Origin of the sequence: Clostridium sp. AF32-7AC, from assembly GCF_003477925.1 — a bacterium.
GTDB lineage: Bacteria > Bacillota > Clostridia > Lachnospirales > Lachnospiraceae > Otoolea > Otoolea fessa.
The window spans coordinates 24,047-42,695 of the sequence record NZ_QUEG01000002.1; the positions used below are offsets into that span (position 1 = coordinate 24,047).

General features: G+C 43.6%; 16 protein-coding genes. 14 read left to right on the top strand and 2 right to left on the bottom strand.

The features are described from left to right. The first annotated feature begins 99 nt into the window (after positions 1–99). From DWZ45_RS04340 to DWZ45_RS04370, 7 genes are all read left to right on the top strand, one after another. On the top strand, positions 100–1,797 hold the full coding sequence (locus tag DWZ45_RS04340; RefSeq protein ID WP_118467816.1) for an AAA family ATPase: 1,698 nt from the start codon (positions 100–102) through the stop codon (positions 1,795–1,797). A gap of 149 nt (positions 1,798–1,946) precedes the next feature. Beyond that, positions 1,947–2,606: a hypothetical protein gene (locus DWZ45_RS04345; RefSeq protein ID WP_118467818.1), complete on the top strand. Its 660-nt coding sequence runs from the start codon at positions 1,947–1,949 to the stop codon at positions 2,604–2,606. Between the two features lie 13 nt (positions 2,607–2,619). Continuing rightward, positions 2,620–3,558, top strand: coding sequence for a hypothetical protein (locus DWZ45_RS04350; protein ID WP_118467820.1), 939 nt, complete (start codon positions 2,620–2,622; stop codon positions 3,556–3,558). A 481-nt stretch (positions 3,559–4,039) separates the two neighbouring features. Beyond that, on the top strand, positions 4,040–4,579 hold the full coding sequence (rbr, locus tag DWZ45_RS04355; protein WP_107000364.1) for a rubrerythrin: 540 nt from the start codon (positions 4,040–4,042) through the stop codon (positions 4,577–4,579). A gap of 567 nt (positions 4,580–5,146) precedes the next feature. Then, on the top strand, positions 5,147–6,235 hold the full coding sequence (locus tag DWZ45_RS04360) for an NlpC/P60 family protein (RefSeq protein ID WP_182426628.1): 1,089 nt from the start codon (positions 5,147–5,149) through the stop codon (positions 6,233–6,235). A gap of 20 nt (positions 6,236–6,255) precedes the next feature. Beyond that, on the top strand, positions 6,256–6,711 hold the full coding sequence (locus tag DWZ45_RS04365; protein ID WP_118467823.1) for a ribonuclease Z: 456 nt from the start codon (positions 6,256–6,258) through the stop codon (positions 6,709–6,711). A 165-nt stretch (positions 6,712–6,876) separates the two neighbouring features. After that, positions 6,877–7,965 (top strand): DNA/RNA non-specific endonuclease, encoded by a 1,089-nt coding sequence (locus tag DWZ45_RS04370; RefSeq protein WP_118468083.1) that lies wholly within the window; start codon positions 6,877–6,879, stop codon positions 7,963–7,965. Between the two features lie 92 nt (positions 7,966–8,057). Here DWZ45_RS04370 and DWZ45_RS04375 read toward each other — a convergent pair whose 3' ends face one another. Next, positions 8,058–8,975, bottom strand: a complete 918-nt coding sequence (locus DWZ45_RS04375) for an AraC family transcriptional regulator (RefSeq protein WP_118467825.1) — start codon at positions 8,973–8,975, stop codon at positions 8,058–8,060. A gap of 124 nt (positions 8,976–9,099) precedes the next feature. Here DWZ45_RS04375 and DWZ45_RS04380 point away from each other — a divergent pair, with 124 nt between their 5' ends. The 7 genes from DWZ45_RS04380 to DWZ45_RS04415 all read left to right on the top strand — a co-directional run bounded on the left by DWZ45_RS04380 (position 9,100) and on the right by DWZ45_RS04415 (position 17,764). Continuing rightward, the gene (locus DWZ45_RS04380) at positions 9,100–10,071 is read left to right on the top strand and encodes an EamA family transporter (protein ID WP_118467827.1); all 972 of its coding nucleotides are present in this window, start codon (positions 9,100–9,102) and stop codon (positions 10,069–10,071) included. Positions 10,072–10,674: 603 nt separating this feature from the next. Further along, a complete protein-coding gene (locus DWZ45_RS04390; protein ID WP_182426629.1) occupies positions 10,675–11,274 on the top strand; it encodes a hypothetical protein in 600 nt (199 codons plus the stop codon). Between the two features lie 126 nt (positions 11,275–11,400). After that, the gene (locus tag DWZ45_RS04395; protein ID WP_233430187.1) at positions 11,401–12,060 is read left to right on the top strand and encodes a TetR/AcrR family transcriptional regulator; all 660 of its coding nucleotides are present in this window, start codon (positions 11,401–11,403) and stop codon (positions 12,058–12,060) included. A 192-nt stretch (positions 12,061–12,252) separates the two neighbouring features. Further along, positions 12,253–14,007, top strand: a complete 1,755-nt coding sequence (locus tag DWZ45_RS04400; protein WP_107000357.1) for an ABC transporter ATP-binding protein — start codon at positions 12,253–12,255, stop codon at positions 14,005–14,007. A gap of 1 nt (position 14,008) precedes the next feature. Continuing rightward, complete coding sequence (locus DWZ45_RS04405) at positions 14,009–15,748, top strand: ABC transporter ATP-binding protein (protein WP_118467829.1); 1,740 nt, start codon at positions 14,009–14,011, stop codon at positions 15,746–15,748. Between the two features lie 212 nt (positions 15,749–15,960). Then, the gene (locus DWZ45_RS04410) at positions 15,961–16,854 is read left to right on the top strand and encodes a tyrosine-type recombinase/integrase (protein ID WP_227589625.1); all 894 of its coding nucleotides are present in this window, start codon (positions 15,961–15,963) and stop codon (positions 16,852–16,854) included. Between the two features lie 445 nt (positions 16,855–17,299). Continuing rightward, a complete protein-coding gene (locus DWZ45_RS04415) occupies positions 17,300–17,764 on the top strand; it encodes an Hsp20/alpha crystallin family protein (protein WP_118293600.1) in 465 nt (154 codons plus the stop codon). 150 nt (positions 17,765–17,914) lie between these two features. Here DWZ45_RS04415 and DWZ45_RS04420 read toward each other — a convergent pair whose 3' ends face one another. Further along, positions 17,915–18,484 carry a hypothetical protein gene (locus DWZ45_RS04420; RefSeq protein WP_118293599.1) on the bottom strand — a complete coding sequence of 190 codons (570 nt, stop codon included), beginning with the start codon at positions 18,482–18,484 and terminating at the stop codon, positions 17,915–17,917. Positions 18,485–18,649 lie beyond the last annotated feature (165 nt).

Genomic DNA, 18,649 nt, shown 5'->3' on the forward strand with positions numbered 1-18,649 from the left:
TTTTTGCATATGTTCTTTTCTTTCTCTTTCTTTTTTATAAAAAATGTGAGACAATAAAAGAAAACAGAAGTTCTAAAAAAGTAAAAGCGGGAGGATTTTATGGAAAAAAAATTAAAACTTCCGGTTGGAATTGATGGATTCGAAAAGATACGTCGAAATGGTTTTTACTATATCGACAAAACAAAATTAATCGAACAGTTATTTTTAAATTGGGGTGAAGTGAATCTTTTCACACGCCCGCGCCGATTCGGAAAGACCCTCAACATGAGTATGCTGAAGAGTTTTTTTGAGATTGGAACGGATACATCACTGTTTGATGGGCTGTATGTTTCTGAGAATAAGGAACTGTGCGAGCAGCATCAGGGGCAATATCCGGTTATCTTTCTTTCTTTAAAGGACGTGGAGGGATTGAGTTTTTCAGAAGCAAAACGTAAATGTATTCAACTGATCAAACGGGAAGCTGAAAGATTTTATGATCTGAAAAACAGCGAGCGACTTCTGGATATAGATAAAAAGAATTATTGCCGACTTTTAGATATGACAGTCCAGGAAGAAGATTCCGACATTGTATCTTCTTCTATAAAGATGCTGTCGGCTCTTTTATATAAGCATTATGGTAAAAAAACAGTCATTCTCATCGATGAGTACGATGTCCCGCTGGATAAAGCATTTCAGCATGGATATTACAAAGAAATGGTTCACTTTATTCGCGGACTGTTAGGTGAAGCATTAAAAACAAACGATTCGCTTTCATTCGCAGTGCTGACCGGCTGCCTTCGTGTTTCGAAAGAAAGTATCTTTACGGGCCTCAACAATTTCAAGATCCTGTCGATCACGGATACGCGTTTTGACGAACAGTTCGGTTTTACAGATACGGAAGTACGGAAACTGCTTTTAGATTATCATCTGGAGGATCGCTTCGAAGAAGTGAAGGAGTGGTACGATGGATACAGATTCGGAAATGCAGATGTATACTGTCCATGGGATGTAATAAATTTTGTGGACCGCGCGAAGGATGACAAAGAGGCAAAGCCGGAAGCGTACTGGATCAACACAAGCGGAAATGACCTCGTAAAGCGTTTTATCGATAAAGCAAATAAAACGACGAAGAATGAAATTGAGCGCCTGATCAACGGGGAAGCCATCGAAAAGGAGCTTCGCCTGGATCTCACGTATGAAGAGGTCGATCAGAGCATCGAAAATCTCTGGAGCGTTCTTTTTACGACCGGATATTTGACGCAGAGTGGAAGAAATGAAGACGGAGCTTATCGGCTGATTATTCCAAACCGGGAAGTACGAGAAGTCTTTCGTCTTCAGATTAACGAGTGGTTTAAAAAGTCGATCTTCAGTAACACGGAGCGTCTAACAGCATTCTGGAAGGCTTTTGAAGAAGGAGATACCGAAGGTGTCGAGCAGTATTTAAACCGCGTACTCAGTAATTCCATCAGCGTATTTGATACAAAGGCAAGGAAAGAAGAAAAAGAAAGCTCTTATCATAATCTTCTCGTCGGGATTCTTACCGGAAATGCAGACTGGCTTGTAAAGTCAAACGTCGAAGCCGGAGAAGGATTTGCAGATATCATCGTAGAAACAGATGATCCAGATGCGGGAATCGTCGCAGAACTAAAATATACAAAAAACTTTGACGATATGAAGATGACTTGTCAAAAGGCTATTGATCAGATCAGGGATCGCCGTTATCAGGAATATCTTCTGAATGATGATCGGAAGGACATCCGGCTGTATGGTATTACCTTCTGTAAGAAACGGTGCTGTGCAATCAGTGAAAAGCTGTGAGATGTTGAGGCTTGTGATGATCGTGCGATCACTTTGTAATTTTCTTAAAAATACGTACCTGAAAAACAGATCACTCTTTAAACAACTATCCTTATGTGAGATAATAAGACTATAAGAAAACAAAAATACTCAAAAAAGGAGAGATGAATATGAAGATAAGAAAGAAGCTTATCACATCTGCAATGATTGTAGTCATGATGATGAGCGCAGCAACGACTGCACTCGCTGGCCAGTGGCAGCAGAATTCAAAAGGCTGGTGGTGGCAGGAGGATAATGGCACTTACCCAAAGTCACAGTGGCAGTGGATCGATGGCAATAAAGATGGCATTGCAGAATGCTATTACTTTGATAACAGCGGCTATATGCTTTCAAATACCACGACCCCGGATGGATACGTAGTAAACGGCGATGGGGCATGGACGGAAGGAGGAGCAGTAAAGACGAAGAATGTAAGCACAGAACCCGTAACGACAAATACGTCAAACGGCACGGTTGCAAATTCACAGGCTCCGGCAACCGATGTCTATAGCGGAACCTATGCATACAATATTGGCACTTACTCGTTTTCAATGAAGATCGTGTATGATCCGGCAACCAAGACGCTGACAGATACCGAGTGGCTTCCGGGATTTGGCGGAGTCACGGATACGTACCATTATGCAGGTGTGAATGAGATTGGCTACACCGTGTTTGAGTGCACAAGTTCGAATAGAACCGCCATCAGTAGCAATTCATATATTTATTTTTCGGCGCCTGGTGTAATGGTCGTAGAGACTGAGAATGGCTATGAGAATGTAAAGAAGCAGTAAAAAGGAGAAATCGATGAAGTTACGAAAGAAGTTAATCGCGTTATCTGCGCTTACATTATCACTCATCATGGTTGTTCCGGTGTTTGCAGATAACCCGATCGGATGGCAGAAGAATGAAACAGGATGGTGGTACGGAACAAATGCCACAGGAACAACCTGGTATCACGATGGCTGGCAGTGGATCGATGGAAACAAGGATGGAATTTCAGAGTGCTACTATTTCGCTCCGAACGGATACATCGTAACAAATGGGAAGACACCGGATGGATATGATGTAAATGCCGATGGTCAGTGGACCATAAATGGTGTCGTACAGACCATAGGCGCTGCGGCAGCACAGGCTACAGGTACAGCAAATACCAATAGACCATCGTCAAAGGAGATCATTGATTATCTGTATCGTGGAAGAAACGCAGAAATAAGGAATGAAGCGATTGGAAAATTAATTGACACTTCAAAACCGGAGTGGAACAATGGCGTCACCAACATTTACATGATAGATGCTGTTGGCGCTCCACGTTGGAGCCATACACATGGCGGATGGTATTATTTAGGCTACGACAATACGGACGTAGAAGCGATTGCGCTGAATGATGAAGGCTATCTTCTTGCAGATACCGTGACACCGGATGGATATTATGTAAATAAGCGGGGTGTGCTCGAAATTGATGGCCGTGAAGTAACGCACTGCGAAGAATGCCTGTATACCGCAAGCAGCGTAAATGTGCCGGATCCAAATCATGTGGATCTAAGTAAATATAACGATTGGGAAATCGGCATCGGCCATAGTTGGCGCATGAGTAGTTTCCCATACGGAAAACTGATTTATAATCATGTTACTGGAATGGATAGAGAACAGGGTGGCATCGGCTCCAACATTGTAAGCCATAATGATTTCGGCGTTTGCGCGGTAGGGAATGCAGAAAATTCGTATAAGCACACGAAAAAATAAATAGATTTTAAAGCAGCGGGAGGAATCCTGCTGCTTTTTTTGTGCTGATAGAAAAACACCGGATTTTCACGAGACCAAGGAAGGTACGCATGAATTTCACCAAAAACACGATTTACACAACATATAATAATTAGGATAACACCGGAAAAAGAACGGGGGCAGACAATGATAAAACGAAGAAAGAAAATAGCGGCGATGCTTGTGGCAAGTATGATTCTTGTGACAAGCCTGCCAAATACAGCAGAAGCGTTTAATAAGTAATTGATGTTGTGGCTGACGAACCTTTCGATGAGTCTTTAGGCTCCAGCACAGGAAAAGAGCTCTTATAGGGCGAAAAACAAAACACCGGCTTAGCCGATGATAATGATTGTCTGGATTTTGGAAAAAAATGCTTTTGAAAAATATATTAAAAACATTCAAGCGTGCTATAATAGAAAGAAAAGATGAACTGTTTTCATGCAATTAAAAGGAGGACAACGCAATGGCTAACAAATATGCAGGAACCCAGACGGAAAAGAACCTGAGGGAGGCTTTTTCCGGCGAATCACAGGCGAGAAATAAATATACCTATTTTGCATCCAAGGCAAAAAAAGAGGGATTTGAGCAGATTTCCGCCCTTTTTTTAAAGACCGCAGACAATGAGAAAGAACACGCAAAGATGTGGTTTAAGGAATTAGACGGCCTGGGAAATACCGCAGAGAATCTGGCATCTGCTGCAGACGGCGAGAATTATGAGTGGACAGATATGTATGATGGATTTGCCAAGACGGCTGAGGAAGAGGGCTTTCCGGAGCTGGCAGCGAAATTCCGTATGGTAGCGGAGATCGAAAAACATCATGAAGAGCGCTACCGTGCCCTGCTTCACAATGTGGAAGCGCAGGAAGTATTTAAGAAGAGCGAAGTGAAGGTATGGGAATGCCGCAACTGCGGTCATATCGTAGTAGGCGAGAAAGCACCGGAAGTTTGTCCGGTATGCGCGCATCCGCAGGCTTATTTCGAGGTTCATGCGGAGAATTACTAAATCTGGGGACTCAATCGTGGAAGCAGATGCCTTTTGTGGGAATGTGAGACGCAAGAGGTAGTTCTGGATTTGGTATGTGATTGAGTATAAGTAATGTGAGTTAGAGTGGATATGCCATGGACGGCGAGGATCTGATGGATTTGCTGGTCAGTCAGCTGGGGCACTTTCGAAAACGACGAGACGCCAGCTGAGGGTGCTGCCGATTCCTTATTGTGTATAAAAAAGGAAGATGCATCATATAAAAGATACGAAAAATAAGCAGGCTGTTTTGGATCGATTCGTATGAGATCGTCTTTTTTATCATTCGCACCAGATGTTTCGAAGGAACAATGCCAGGCAGAGCATTGGATCGATATAGAAAATGTGTCAGAATCAGTAAAAATGACGCCGGAAGAAATTGAAAATTTGAATGCACGGATTTTACGGACATATGGAACGGAAATGCATGATTTGAAAAATGAAGCCTTTGCCAAAGAAGAGAGAGTTGTTTATGATAAATGGTGTGGAAATTTCTTATCATTTGGGATACAGGGGATAAATTGGACTGTGCGTGATGCTCAAAATTGCGTGAATAAAAATGTTCATATCAAATATGGAATCGCGACTTCACAGGGGTTGATCAAACAGTTTCCGATGGAGACTTTTTTAGCCGATGAGGAGGATCCATCCGATCCGGAGTGGGATGAGGCAGCACTTTGTCTCTGTATGGTCGGGGAACCGCTTTTGATTTTGGGTTCGGTGCAGGAGGAGAGTTATCTGTATGTCCGGAATGAATGCAGCGAGGGCTGGATATCGGCAGAGTCGGTGGCAGTCTGTCGGAACCGGGCGGAATGGCTGATGGCGGCATTTCCGATCCATCCGTTAGTAGTGACAGGGGACATGGTCTGGCTGGAAGCAAGTGCGGTCTATCCGGGAACCAGTGCATACCGGCTTCGGATGGGTACGGTGTTGGAATTGTGCGTGGAAGAAGGAATCCCAGAGATAAAAGAAACAATAGAAACAAACAGAATAAAAGGGACAGGAGCGCTAATAGAGACAACAGAAGCACAGGCAGAACAGAGGGTACAGAACAGACTGTCTTGGAATAATTACATCGTCTGGCTTCCATGCCGCGCTCCGGATGGCAGTTTCTTCCGGCAAAAAGGATTGATTCCAATGAGCCGGGACGTATCGGTGGGATATTTGAGCTTGACAAATGAGGAGATTATTAAACAGGCGTTCAAGTGTCTGGGAGACCGCTACGGCTGGGGCGGAATGCTGGAGAGCCGGGATTGTTCTTCCTATATCCGGGAAGTGTACCGCTGTTTTGGATGGATCCTGCCTCGCAATACGACCGGTCAGCTGCAGATGCCAGTTCGAAAAATAGAGCTGGCGGGGCGGCGCTGCTCAGAAAAAAAGCAGATTTTAAAAGTATTAGAACCGGGCACACTTCTATATTTTCCGGGACATGTGATGATGTATCTGGGATATGAGAATGGCAATTTTTATGTCATAAACGATGTGAGCAGGCTGGTGAAAGAAGGAGAAACGATGCCGGTGCGTGTACGATCGGTGATTGTCAACACGCTGGCAGTCAGGCGTCCCAATCTGCGGACTTGGATGGAGGAGCTGACGCTTGCTTTGATTCCTTGGGAACATGAAACGTACAGCAGATAGAAAAAGGGAGAAAAAGAGAGATGAAGATAATTGTATGTGTGGATAATCATAACGGCATGATGTTCAATCACAGACGGCAGAGCCAGGACCGCGTGCTTAGAAAGCGTATTATGGAGCTGACAGGTGGGAAAAAACTGTGGATGAATGCATACAGCCAGAAACAGTTTTTACAGGTGAATGGAAATATGCCGAAAGAACAGGAACAATCCGGGCAACTGGGGCAATCTGGGCAGATTCAGGCAGATGAAGCGTTTTTGGAAAAGGCGGGGCCGGGAGAGTACTGTTTTGTCGAGGACAAGGATGTTGTTCCGTATGAGAGCCGGATCGAAGAAGTGATTCTCTGTCATTGGAACCGGGATTATCCGGCAGATATGTATTTTAAGATGGATCTGGGCAGCTGGAAGCTGGCAGAAACGCAGGAATATGCGGGTTCCTCGCATGAGAAAATCACAGAAGAGCGGTATGTGCGCAGGTAAAAAATATACATAAAAAGTAAGTACAATATAAAAGAGTAAGAAAAACATAAAAAACAAGTCAAATATAAAAAAGAGCCGGTTCTGCACCTGAAAACCAGGCGCCAGAACGCGCAAATCTACATGGCTCTGAAAGGGATAGGCTTAAACGGAAAGGCAGAAATTCATATGAGAAAATTGAAAATGTGGCTTCTGGGGCTGGCTGCAGCGGCGATGCTGTCTGTTTCAGCGTGCGCGCAGGAGATTCCAGAGGAAAGTCTGAATGGAAACGGAAGTGTCAGCGCGGAGGAAAATCAGGCGGAAAGTGCGGACGGAGATTCGCAGGCGGTGTCATCGTCAGAAAATGGTGGAAACCGTGTATCTTCTGCTTCGGGAACGTCATTTAATCTGGCGGATGTACCGGCATATTCTGGTCAGCCGTATGTGGCGGTCAATGGAAATGTGCCGTATTTTACCGATGCGGACCTGACGGATGTATCATTTGAGAGTTACAGTGATCTGGACAGCCTGGGGCGCTGCGGCGTGGCATATGCCTCGGTTTCGCAGGACACGATGCCGACGGAGAAGCGCGGCTCGATCGGGGAAGTCAAGCCGACGGGATGGCATACGGCGAAGTATGACAATGTGGATGGAAAGTATCTCTATAACCGCTGTCATCTGATCGGCTACCAGCTTACGGCGGAGAATGCCAATGTCAAAAACCTGATTACCGGAACCCGCTATCTGAACGTACAGGGAATGCTGCCATTTGAAAATCTGACAGCCGATTACGTGAAAGAAACCGGAAACCATGTCATGTACCGCGTGACACCGGTTTTTGAGGGCAATAATCTGGTTGCCTCCGGCGTCCTGATGGAGGCGGAATCCGTCGAGGATCAGGGCGAGGGAGTGCTGTTCTGCGTGTACGTCTATAATGTCCAGCCTGGTATTGCGATCGATTATGCGACAGGAGAAAGCTGGGCGGACGGTTCTGGAAGTGCGGGAAGCACAGCCGGACAGGGAACGGCTGGAAATGGCAGCAGCCAGAATCAATCGGCTGGATCGGGAGCAGCTGGTTCGTCGGGAGGCGGCGCTGGATCCTCTGGAAGCAGCGCGACGGTTCAGACCTACATTCTCAATACCAACTCGAAAAAATTTCACCTTCCAAGCTGCACATCTGTCACCCAGATGAAGGCGGCAAACCGGCAGGAATTTACCGGTACGCGCGATGAAGTGATTGCACATGGATATGAACCATGTAAGAACTGCAATCCCTGATAAAACAGGGATGCAAAGTGTCTCGTTTGTGCTGTGTATGGAAAGAATCGGATGAGAACACGGTTAAGGAAGTTTCAAGAAGAGGCAATTCCTTAAAGAAAAGTTATAAGAGAAATTTTCCGCTTACGATACGCCCCCGGTGTACATCCGGTCAGGCGTTTGAAACAGGAAGAATAGTAGCTTTGTGTTGTAAAGCCGGAGCTTTGGGCAATTTCCGCGATAGATAGGCGGGAGTTGTTCAAAAGCTCCTGGCTTTTTTTGATCCGGTATTCAAGGAGATACTGGAAAATCGTGATGCCAGTCATCCGTTTGAAAAAACGTTCACATTCTTCCGGACAGAGGCAGACTGCGTCAGAGATCTCGCGCAGGGTGATTTTCTGCGAGTAATGCGCCTGCAAGTAGTGGAAAATCTCTTTCAGGCGGCTGTTGGCGGCAGAAGTATCGCCGCGTTTATTGAACGTGGATTCGTCTTGACGGAGAAAGCGCCAGGCGATGATCCAGAGGGAAAACAGGATACCATATACCTGAAACGAGCTTTCAGGTGTGTGATTCTCTGAAAGCTGTAAAATACGGCAGATGGAGTCCGTCAGCAGAGAACCGTCGGGTGTGAGGGCGTCAAACTGGAAAAAAGACAAGGTTTCCTCATTCAAAAGGGGCAGAACCATCGCATCCGACAAAGCAGCCCCGCTGGCAGCAGTCAGAAGCGCCGGGGAAAAATTGATGCAGTAGTAGGAGGAATCCGGCGTCAATGGCAAAGCGCTGTGGACGAGCCGTCGGTTTAAAAAAATACCGCAGCCGGACGAAATCGGGAATCTGGAACCAGGCGTCTGAAAACAGACCTCGCCGCGCTCGACCAGGCAGAACTGGAAATCTTCATGCCAGTGCCAGCTCACAAGCTGATAAGACGGATCGGAAAAGTCGGTTCGGTACACCGAAACCGGAAAATCCGGGAAAATACGAATCAGGTTTTCCTCCCGGTCAGAATTTATGGAAAGATAGTTTGTAATCATAATAACCTCAATATAATGAAAAAACAAGCCGATATTTTTATATATAAATAAAGATAATACCGATATAATGATAAAGTCAATGAAAAAGAACGAAACTCATAAAAGAATAGTGGAGAAATGAAAGATGTTAAAAAGGAATAGAGATGGAAAGAATCAAATGAACATCAAGGAGTCGAATCATGCCACAGAAAAACAGGCATCAAATTCCACAGAAGTTCCTTCTTCGTCTGCCCGCCTCGGCGCTCTCTGCTGCATGATCGGCGCGACTAGCTGGGGATTTTCGGGAACATGCGGGGAGGCACTGTTTTCATCCTACCCGATCGATGCGGCGTGGGTGACGGCGCTTAGAATGCTGGGGGCGGGGACGATTCTTCTGCTTGCTGCCGCTGCGAAGGGAAAATTGCCGGTGCGGGCACTGGTTCAGGATAAGAAAGCGATGGCTCAGATGGTGCTGTTTTCGTTTCTGGGATTGGTGCTGTCCCAGTATGCGTACTTAAATGCAATCAAATGGACCAATTCGGGAACGGCGACGGTGCTGCAGAATTTATCGATTATCTTCGTGGCGGTCTTTGTATGCGCGGCAGAACGTACATTGCCCACGAAACGGACGTTTTTCTGTATCTGTCTGGCATTCTTTGGAGTCTGGCTGATCGCGACGGGAGGAAGACTGGACGGCATGGAACTGACGGCGAAGGGACTTTTCTGGGGAATCATGGGAGGTGTCGGCGCAGCTGCGTATTTCCTGCTTTCAAAAAATCCGGTGAAGCAGTGGGGAAGTATTCCTGCAACCGGGATGGGAATGTTTATCGGCGGCGTGCTTTTATCGGGAGCCGTCCGCATCTGGGAAGTTCCGGCGGGGCTGGACGGTCATGCCGCATTTTATCTGGGTGTGCTTGTGATACTGGGAAGTGCGGTTGCGTATACTCTTTTTTTAAAGGGAGTTTCTTTGACGGGACCGGTGCGCGCTTCGGTGCTTGCCTGCCTGGAACCGCTGACGGCGGCGTGCCTGTCAGCGGTCTGGCTGAATTCCGTTTTTACACCGGCAGAGTTGATTGGATTCGTCTGTATTCTGGCGACGGTTTTGATTATGAAATAGTATAAGAATAATATTAGAGATTTACTTTTTTAACAACACTTTGCAAGAATTCTCCTATCCTCTTTAGTGTGGCAGTATCGATAGAGAGAAAAAGGATTGATAATTTCACAAAATATTCACAAATAATTAGCACTCACCTATTGATAATGGAAGTCGATTTTTGTTCTGTCTTGTGTATCCTAGAAGTGCCTGTTTTACAGGCTTTCCGGGGCATCAGCCATTTTGTCTGGTATTGTAAAGCAGTGTCAGATTTGTCGTAAATGTCGTAAATTTGTGGTCAAAAAAAGATGAGAAATGGAGAGTGCTAATAAAATGAAATTAACGTATACAAAGAAGAATAGAAATTTTCAATTTAATAATGAAGTGCAGAGAAAGGCGTGAGTCATAGAAATGTGGCTTGCGTCTTTTTCTGTCTGGAAAGGAAGTGAGATAGAATGGCACAGATTTTTCGTGTAGAGAGAACTAAGAATTTTACGGTAATGAGTAATCACCATTTCAAGAATAAGAAGCCAGATTGAAAAAGGGGAAGTCATTGCATGGAGCAAAGATAAATATAACCTGTTCCATCAGCAGGTGAAAGACAGCTTAGTAGCGGATTGTGCAATGGCAGTGTTAAAAGCACTGGAAAATTGTATCAGCAAAGAAAAGTTTAAGGAAAAAATGAAACAGTTTGGATGGAATGTAAATTGGACAGAGAAACGGAAGCACATTACTTTTCAGAACCAGGATGGGAAGAAGGTGAGAGACAGCAATCTGTCAAAAACATTTCATCTGGATATCAGCAAGGAGGGACTAGAGAATGAATTTGATAGAAATAGGAAAAAATCCAGAGATATTGAAATCAGAGAAAGCAGAGCAGCCGAAGAACTTACAAATTATTACAGAGAACTTGACACAGCCATCGCAGCTGCCGGAGGAATCACCGATCAAGCTCAAAGTAGAAAAAGATCTTCTAATGCAGAGTTTCGAGAGAGCGAAAGAGTTCATGCGGACACAGAAAAAGCAGATACAGATGCTGGAAGAAGAGAAACAGACGATCTTGTCCGACAGGCAGAGATTGCGAGAAGAAGTTCGGAAATCAACCGTAGGAATTCAGTGTCTGACAACCGAATTGTCCGAAACGCAGAAGCTGAATCAATCGCTTCAGCAGAGCAACGACGATCTGAGGAACAGAAAATCTGTCTGAATAGAACAGACTTGTAAAACTGCAGAAAGCATCTGCGGAGTGGAAACTGAATACACGAGGAAAATAAAAAATTGAAACACCAAGACTTGACAAATTCCTGTAATGAGTTAAAATATAACAGTGTTATATAGCGCTGTTATATTTTGAAAAGAAGTTTAGAGGATACGAAAAGAATGTCGACGAAAGCAGAAGATACACAGAAAAACATATTAGATACAGCCAGAAAACATTTTCTGAAAGATGGTTTGACAGGAGCATCTTTAAGAAATATTGTAAAAGATGCAGGACTTACTACTGGCGCATTTTACAAATATTATCCGACGAAAGAGGCACTTTTTGATGCACTGACGGATCCTTATATGGAACATATTTATCAGATTTATGACCAGATCGTTGAGGAGTTTGAAAAGCTTTCTGCCAGTGATCAGACAAGGAATATGTCGGATACATCCAGTGATGGGATGGAGCAGATGGTTGATTATATCTATGATCATTATGATAATTTCAGATTATTGTTGAAATGCGGAGACAGTGGAAAATTTGAATTATTCATACACAATATGGTAGAGCGGGAAATGAAGTCCAGCCTGAATTATATGGAAAAGATGAAAGAGAACGGTGTAAAAATACCGATTGTAGAGGAAAGCCTTATGCATATGATCTATACGGGATTTTTTTCATCAGTATTTCAGATCATTGAGCATGATATAGACAGGGAGACTGCAAAGAAAAATGTACATCAACTGAAAGAATTTAATACAGGTGGCTGGGAACGATTGTGGAATATTGAATTTCCAGTATAACTGATGCAGGAATTCTGAATAGGTTATGTGTGTTGCAGGTTCTGGATTTCTGAATAAAGTTCAGACAGGATAATAATATCAGGTGGTTGATGCCAGTAGACCACCTATTTTATTATATGTTGGTTAGCTCGAACTAACAGAAGGTAAAATAATAAAACGAAACAATAAAACGAACGTAAGGAGTGAAAAGATGTGAAAGAAAAAAAGAAGTCGGCAGTCAGCTGGATCCTGACGTGGGCCGGACAAAAAAGAATTGCCTATGTGTGGAGTGTGTTACTTGCAATAGGAAATGTGATTTTTAAGATTTTGCCGTATTTTATTATTGCAGATGTAGTAAAGCTGTTTTTAAATGGTGAAAAGGAGTTTGAAATATATCTTGCAAAAGCGGTTCTGATTGCATTATCGTTTATCATTGCAGAACTGCTTCATTCACTTTCGACAGCATTGTCACATAAAGCAACGTTTGCAGTACTTGCAAATATAAGAAAATCCTGCTGTGACAAGCTGGCGCGGGTACCTCTTGGCTATGTGAAAGACACACCTTCCGGTACATTTAAAAATATTATGGTGGAAAGAATCGACAGTATCGAGACAACACTGGCGCATATTGTCCCGGAATTCACGTCCAATCTGCTGGCACCGATTGTGATTTTGATTTATTTCTTCCTGACAGACTGGAGACTGGCACTCTGGTCATTGGTGCCGGTTATAGTGGGATTTCTTTCCTATTTTGGAATGATGCTGGATTATAAACCAAGCTTCGAGAGAACGGTTCAGACAACAAAAGATCTGAATGATGCGGCAGTGGAATATATTGACGGAATCGAAGTGATCAAGGCATTTGGAAAGACAGAAAGTTCTTATGCAAAATTTACAAAGGCGGCTATGGCTTATGCAGATTCCTTTATTTCCTGGATGAAACGGTGCTCGATCTTTCATGGACTGATGATGGTGGTCACACCTTATACGCTTCTTACGGTATTGCCGTTTGGGGCACATTATGTAGCCAATGGAACACTTGCGATTTCAGATTTTGTCATCTGCATTATTTTATCACTTGGAATCGTTGGACCGTTGATCACAGTGGGTTCCTATACAGATGATCTTGGCAAGATCGGAGTGATTGTTGGTGAAGTGGCAGGAATTCTGGAACAGCCGGAGCTTGAACGTCCAGAGAAAAGTAAAAGTGTTCCAAAAGATAACTCCGTTACTCTTGAAGATGTCAGATTTGGTTATCACGACAAAGAAATCCTGCACGGAGTAACTATGGAGCTGAAAGCAGGAACGGTAAATGCAATCGTAGGACCTTCCGGAAGCGGCAAGTCGACCATCGCAAAGCTGATTGCGTCCCTGTGGGATGTGGATTCCGGAAGCATCAAAATCGGTGGAGTTGATGTCAAAGAACTGGCATTTGCAGATTTTAATCGGAAAATTGCATATGTTGCACAGGACAATTATCTGTTTAATGAAACAGTCCGTGAAAATATCAGACAGGGAAATCCAGATGCTACAGATGAACAGATCATCGAGGTGACAAAGAAAAGTGGATGCTATGAATTTATCATGCAGTTGGAGAATGGATTTGATACGGTTGTAGGAGGTGCAGGAGGACATCTGTCAGGTGGTGAGAGGCAGCGTATCTCCATTGCAAGAGCAATGTTAAAGGATGCTCCGATCGTGATCCTTGATGAGGCAACTGCCTACACAGATCCGGAAAATGAGGCAATTCTGCAGAATTCTATCGCAAAACTGGTAGCAGGGAAGACCCTGATCGTAATAGCACACAGACTTTCTACTGTTAAGGACAGTGACCAGATCTTTGTTGTAAATGATGGAAATGTAACAGCACATGGCACACATGAGGAACTTCTGGTGTCATGCCCGCTTTATAAGGAAATGTGGAATGCCCATATTTCTGTAAAAGATACGGTGAAGGAGGGAGAATGATATGTTTGGGATTCTGGCAAAATTCTTTCGTTTTTCAGGCAGGGAAAATGGCAATAAATTTAAACTGTCGATAGTGATCGGACTCATAGAGGCTCTTGCCTCAGCAATGAAGATTCCGGCTATTATGTACATACTGATTGGTCTGCTGAGTGGGAAACCGACAGGAAAATATATTGGAGGCTCCGTTGCGATTATGGTTCTTGCAATTGTAGTCGACGTAATCTGCAAGAGATACTCTACAGTGCTTCAGACAGAGGGAGGATATAATGCAAGTGCTTTTATGAGAATCAAGATTGCAGAACATCTGCGATATCTGCCGATGGGGTATTTCAATTCCAATAGTATCGGGGAAATTTCTTCCATTACAACCAATACAATGGAAATACTTGGCGATGTGGCTGCGAGAGTGGTTATGCTGACAATGCAGGGAATTCTGGAAACATCAATGATCATTCTTATGCTGTTTATTTTTGACTGGAGAATTGGACTGATAGCTGCAGCAGGAGTACTTATTTTCTTTGGGGTCAATTCTGTGATGCAGAATGCGGGTAAAAAAGATTCAGAGCAAAAAGTGGTATGCGATATGGAGCTTGTAAACCAGATCATGGAGTATCTGCAGGGAATATCAGAAGTTAAATCATATAACTTGCTTGGGAAACAGGCGAAAAGATTAAATGATGCAAATGAAGCATGTGAAAAGATCAATACAAAGATGGAAATGCTGTTTGTGCCCTATCATTTTCTGCAAAGTGTGATAACCAAAATTACAGGTGCTGTGATCGTGGCTTGCAGTGCATATTTTTATATTAATGGAACTATGAGTGCGGTTTATGCGATCGGTATGACAATTTCAGCATTTATGCTTTATGCCAGTCTGGAATGTGCAGGAAATTATTCATCTCTTTTACATGTGGTAAGCGTATGTGTAGATAAAGCAAATGCAATATTGGAGCTGGATACCATGGATATCGACGGTAAAGAAATACAGCCGGAAAATTACGATATCAGACTTTCTAATGTTTCGTTTTCTTATGACAAACGGAAGATCATTGATGATATATCGCTCTCTATTCCGCAGAAAACGACGACAGCAATCGTTGGACCATCTGGTGGAGGAAAATCAACACTTTGCAATCTGATTGCCAGGTTCTGGGATGTGGATTCCGGGGAAGTGACACTTGGAGGTGTGAATGTAAAAGACTACAGCATGAACAGTCTGATGAGTAATTTCTCATTTGTGTTTCAGTCGGTGTATTTGTTTGCAGACACCATTGAGAATAATATTAAATTCGGACGCCAGGATGCAAGTCATGAGGAAGTGGTGGAAGCGGCGAAGAAAGCATGTTGTCATGATTTCATCAGCAAACTTCCGAATGGATATGACACAGTGATCGGAGAAGGAGGAGCCACACTTTCCGGTGGTGAGAAGCAGCGTATTTCGATAGCCAGAGCGATTATGAAGGATGCGCCAATCGTCATATTGGATGAAGCAACGGCAAATGTTGATCCGGAGAATGAAAAGGAGCTGATGGATGCAGTAGATGCACTTACAAAGGAAAAAACGATTATTATGATTGCCCACAGATTAAAAACAGTCAGACATGCAGACCAGATTGTGGTTGTTGAAAAAGGAAGAATTGCACAGCAGGGAACACATGAGCAATTAATGAAACAGGAAGGTATTTATAAGAGATTTGTGGATGCAAGGCAGCAGGCGGTAAGTTGGAAACTGGTGCACTGAGAAATAATCTACAGTCGGTGAATATCCAAATTGAATTGTCTGAAAGAGATTTAATTTAAGTTTCGCTAAGTTTCACTTATATAGGCAGAATGAGGGATATTCAATAATGTAATATGAAAAAAGCACTGAAAACCGTTGGATTATGGGTTTTACAGTGCTTTTCCTTTTGCCAAAGAGGAAAAATGCAGTGAATTTAAGTTTTGCTACGTGTTGTGGATTTTAAGACATCTCACGTAAGGACGTTCTTTTCTGCATTGTCAGATGAAGGACTGGCACACAGTACGATCAAAGGTCTTTATGGCTTATTGAATCCCAGTTTTGAACTGACAGTGGAAGATGGGATTATCCGCAAGAATCCAGTAACAGGAACACTTGGAGATTATGGGGCTCCGGCAAAGGAGAAAGAAGCATTGACACTGGAACAGCAGGAAAAACTTTTGAAGTTTGTTGAACAGAGTAATGTGTATAAGCCTCATCTTCCAATGATGCAGGTTATGTTTGGGGCTTGCCTGAGAGTGAGTGAAACCATCGGCTTAACCTGGTCAGATGTGGATATGAAGAACAGGGAGATCCATGTAGGTGGACAGCTTGTGTATTATGAAGGTGATGACGGATATTGTTTCCATGATTCAGAAACCAAAACGGATGCAGGAATCAGAAATATTCCTATGACACAGATGGTATATGATGCGTTCCGTAAGCAGAGAGAACTGAACCTAATGTTTGGTTTACAGAGTAATGTTGAGATAGGTGGACGCAGTGGATTCATCTTTAATATAAAGCATGGACGTCCGATTATGCCAGCGGGAGTGAACAGCTTTCTGAAAAATATTGTTAATGCCTATAATAAAAAAGAAAGCAAATTGGCAGAAGAAGAGAAGCGAGAGCCGGAGTTGATGCCTCCTATTTCATCGCATACCCTTCGTCATACGGGATGTACCAGATTGGGTGAGAACAATGTCAATCCCAAAGTTATGCAGTATGTGATGGGCCATTCAGATGCACAGATCACAATGAATGTCTATAATCATATTTCAGATAAGTCTCATGTGGAGAATGAGATGTCTAAAATGAACCTGCCAGAAACCGTACCTGCTGTGGTATAAACCATAAGTTGTTGTCGTAAAATGTGGTAAGAAAATCAGACGAATATATTTTTCCAAGAATTTGTGGTAAAAATGTGGTCAAATCAAGAAAATCGAGTGCGAAAGTAAGTGAAAAATCCCTGTGAAGTAGTGGCATACGCCATGCACAGCTCGGGAAAGACTTCCCTCGCTGTAGGGCTGTCGCCCTATACATTTCCATGAAAGAGCCATCTTTATCAAGCAAGCTTGAAAGATGGCTCTTTCACGTAAATGTGCATGGCTCGTAGCGTTCACAAATTCTTCACAAAAAAATTAGCACTCGCCTCTTGACAGTGCTAATAAGAAGTGCTATAACATAGCCAGAACGAAGGAAGAGGAAGAAAAGAAAAGTTCCCAGACCGTCCCGGTTCCGAAAATGTTGGTAAATAAACATAATGAAATGAAGTTAGAAAAGGAGAGATGACTTATGTTAATGCCGAGTATTTTTGGAGAAAATTTGTTTGATGATTTCTTTAATGATTTTCCGTTTTATGATGATAACGCCGGACAGAAGATAGAGAAAAAGCTGTATGGACGCCATGGACAGAACCTGATGAAGACCGATATCAAGGAAATGGAAGATGGCTATGAGCTGGAGATGGATCTGCCGGGATTTAAGAAAGAAGAGATTTCGATTTCCCTGGAAGATGGTAATCTGACGATTCAGGCTGCGAAGGGACTGGATGAGGACGAGAAGGAGAAAAAGTCCGGTCGTTACATCCGCAGAGAGCGTTACGCAGGTTCCAGTGCGAGAAGCTTCTATGTCGGTGATGATATAACAGAGGAAGATATCAAGGCGGAATTTAAGCATGGTATTTTGAAGATTTTTGTTCCGAAGAAAGAAGCAAAACCGGAAGTCGAGCAGAAAAAATATATTGCGATTGAAGGATAATGTAGAAGAAGCAGTCAGCCGGATTGATGGATGCAGTTGTCTGGCTGTAACGTAGAAAAGAGCGCTGCGGCACTCATGGAGCGGTTTTACCAGAAATGGAAAGCCGGTTTGTGAGTGTTGCGGCGCTCTTTTTCACTATTTTATATCTGATTAGTAGTTAATACCTGTGATACCGATAGATCCCTCTTTGTCCAGACCAAAGGTAACTGCCGGTTTACCGGATGGATCGCCTACGATGAAACCTGCCTTGGTCAGTTCGGTGGAAGAAACATCGGCTGTCTTGACTGCCTCAATCAGCGCGTCGGTAAATACCTTGTCTGCGTCGAGAGCCATAAATTCAGTTCTGTTATTTACGACAATCCCGTCATCGATGCCGATGTAGGACGGATAGACAAGCAGCTCGGCTAAATCGTTCATATTTTTATTGGCGATGATGCTTTGAAGGGATCTGGCAAAACCACGGTAAAGTTCTGTGATTTCTTTTTCGCTCAGAGTCTCGTCTTCTGCATAATCTGCATCCGTTGTCTGGGCGGTTTCTTTTTCTCCGGCAGTAGTTGTTTCGCTGGCATCGCTGCTTTCTGCTGATGTATCGTTTTCCTGTGTGGATTCAGCGGCAGTTGTTTCAGCCGTGGTTGTTTCAGACGGCTGGCTGGAGCAGGCGGTCATGCTGGCGGCTGCGATGAGAGTGGAAACCATCAAGGTATAAATTGATTTTCTCATAATTTCCTCCATTTGCAATCAATGGACTCCCGGAAGCTTTCTGTGCTTAATGTTGTGAGATGATTTGCAGGAAAGACTCCGAGAGTACCTATCAATAAGGTATGGACAGTAGGTGTCCTCTGTCTGTATGTTTGGCTGATATGATTATCATATCATAAGGCGATG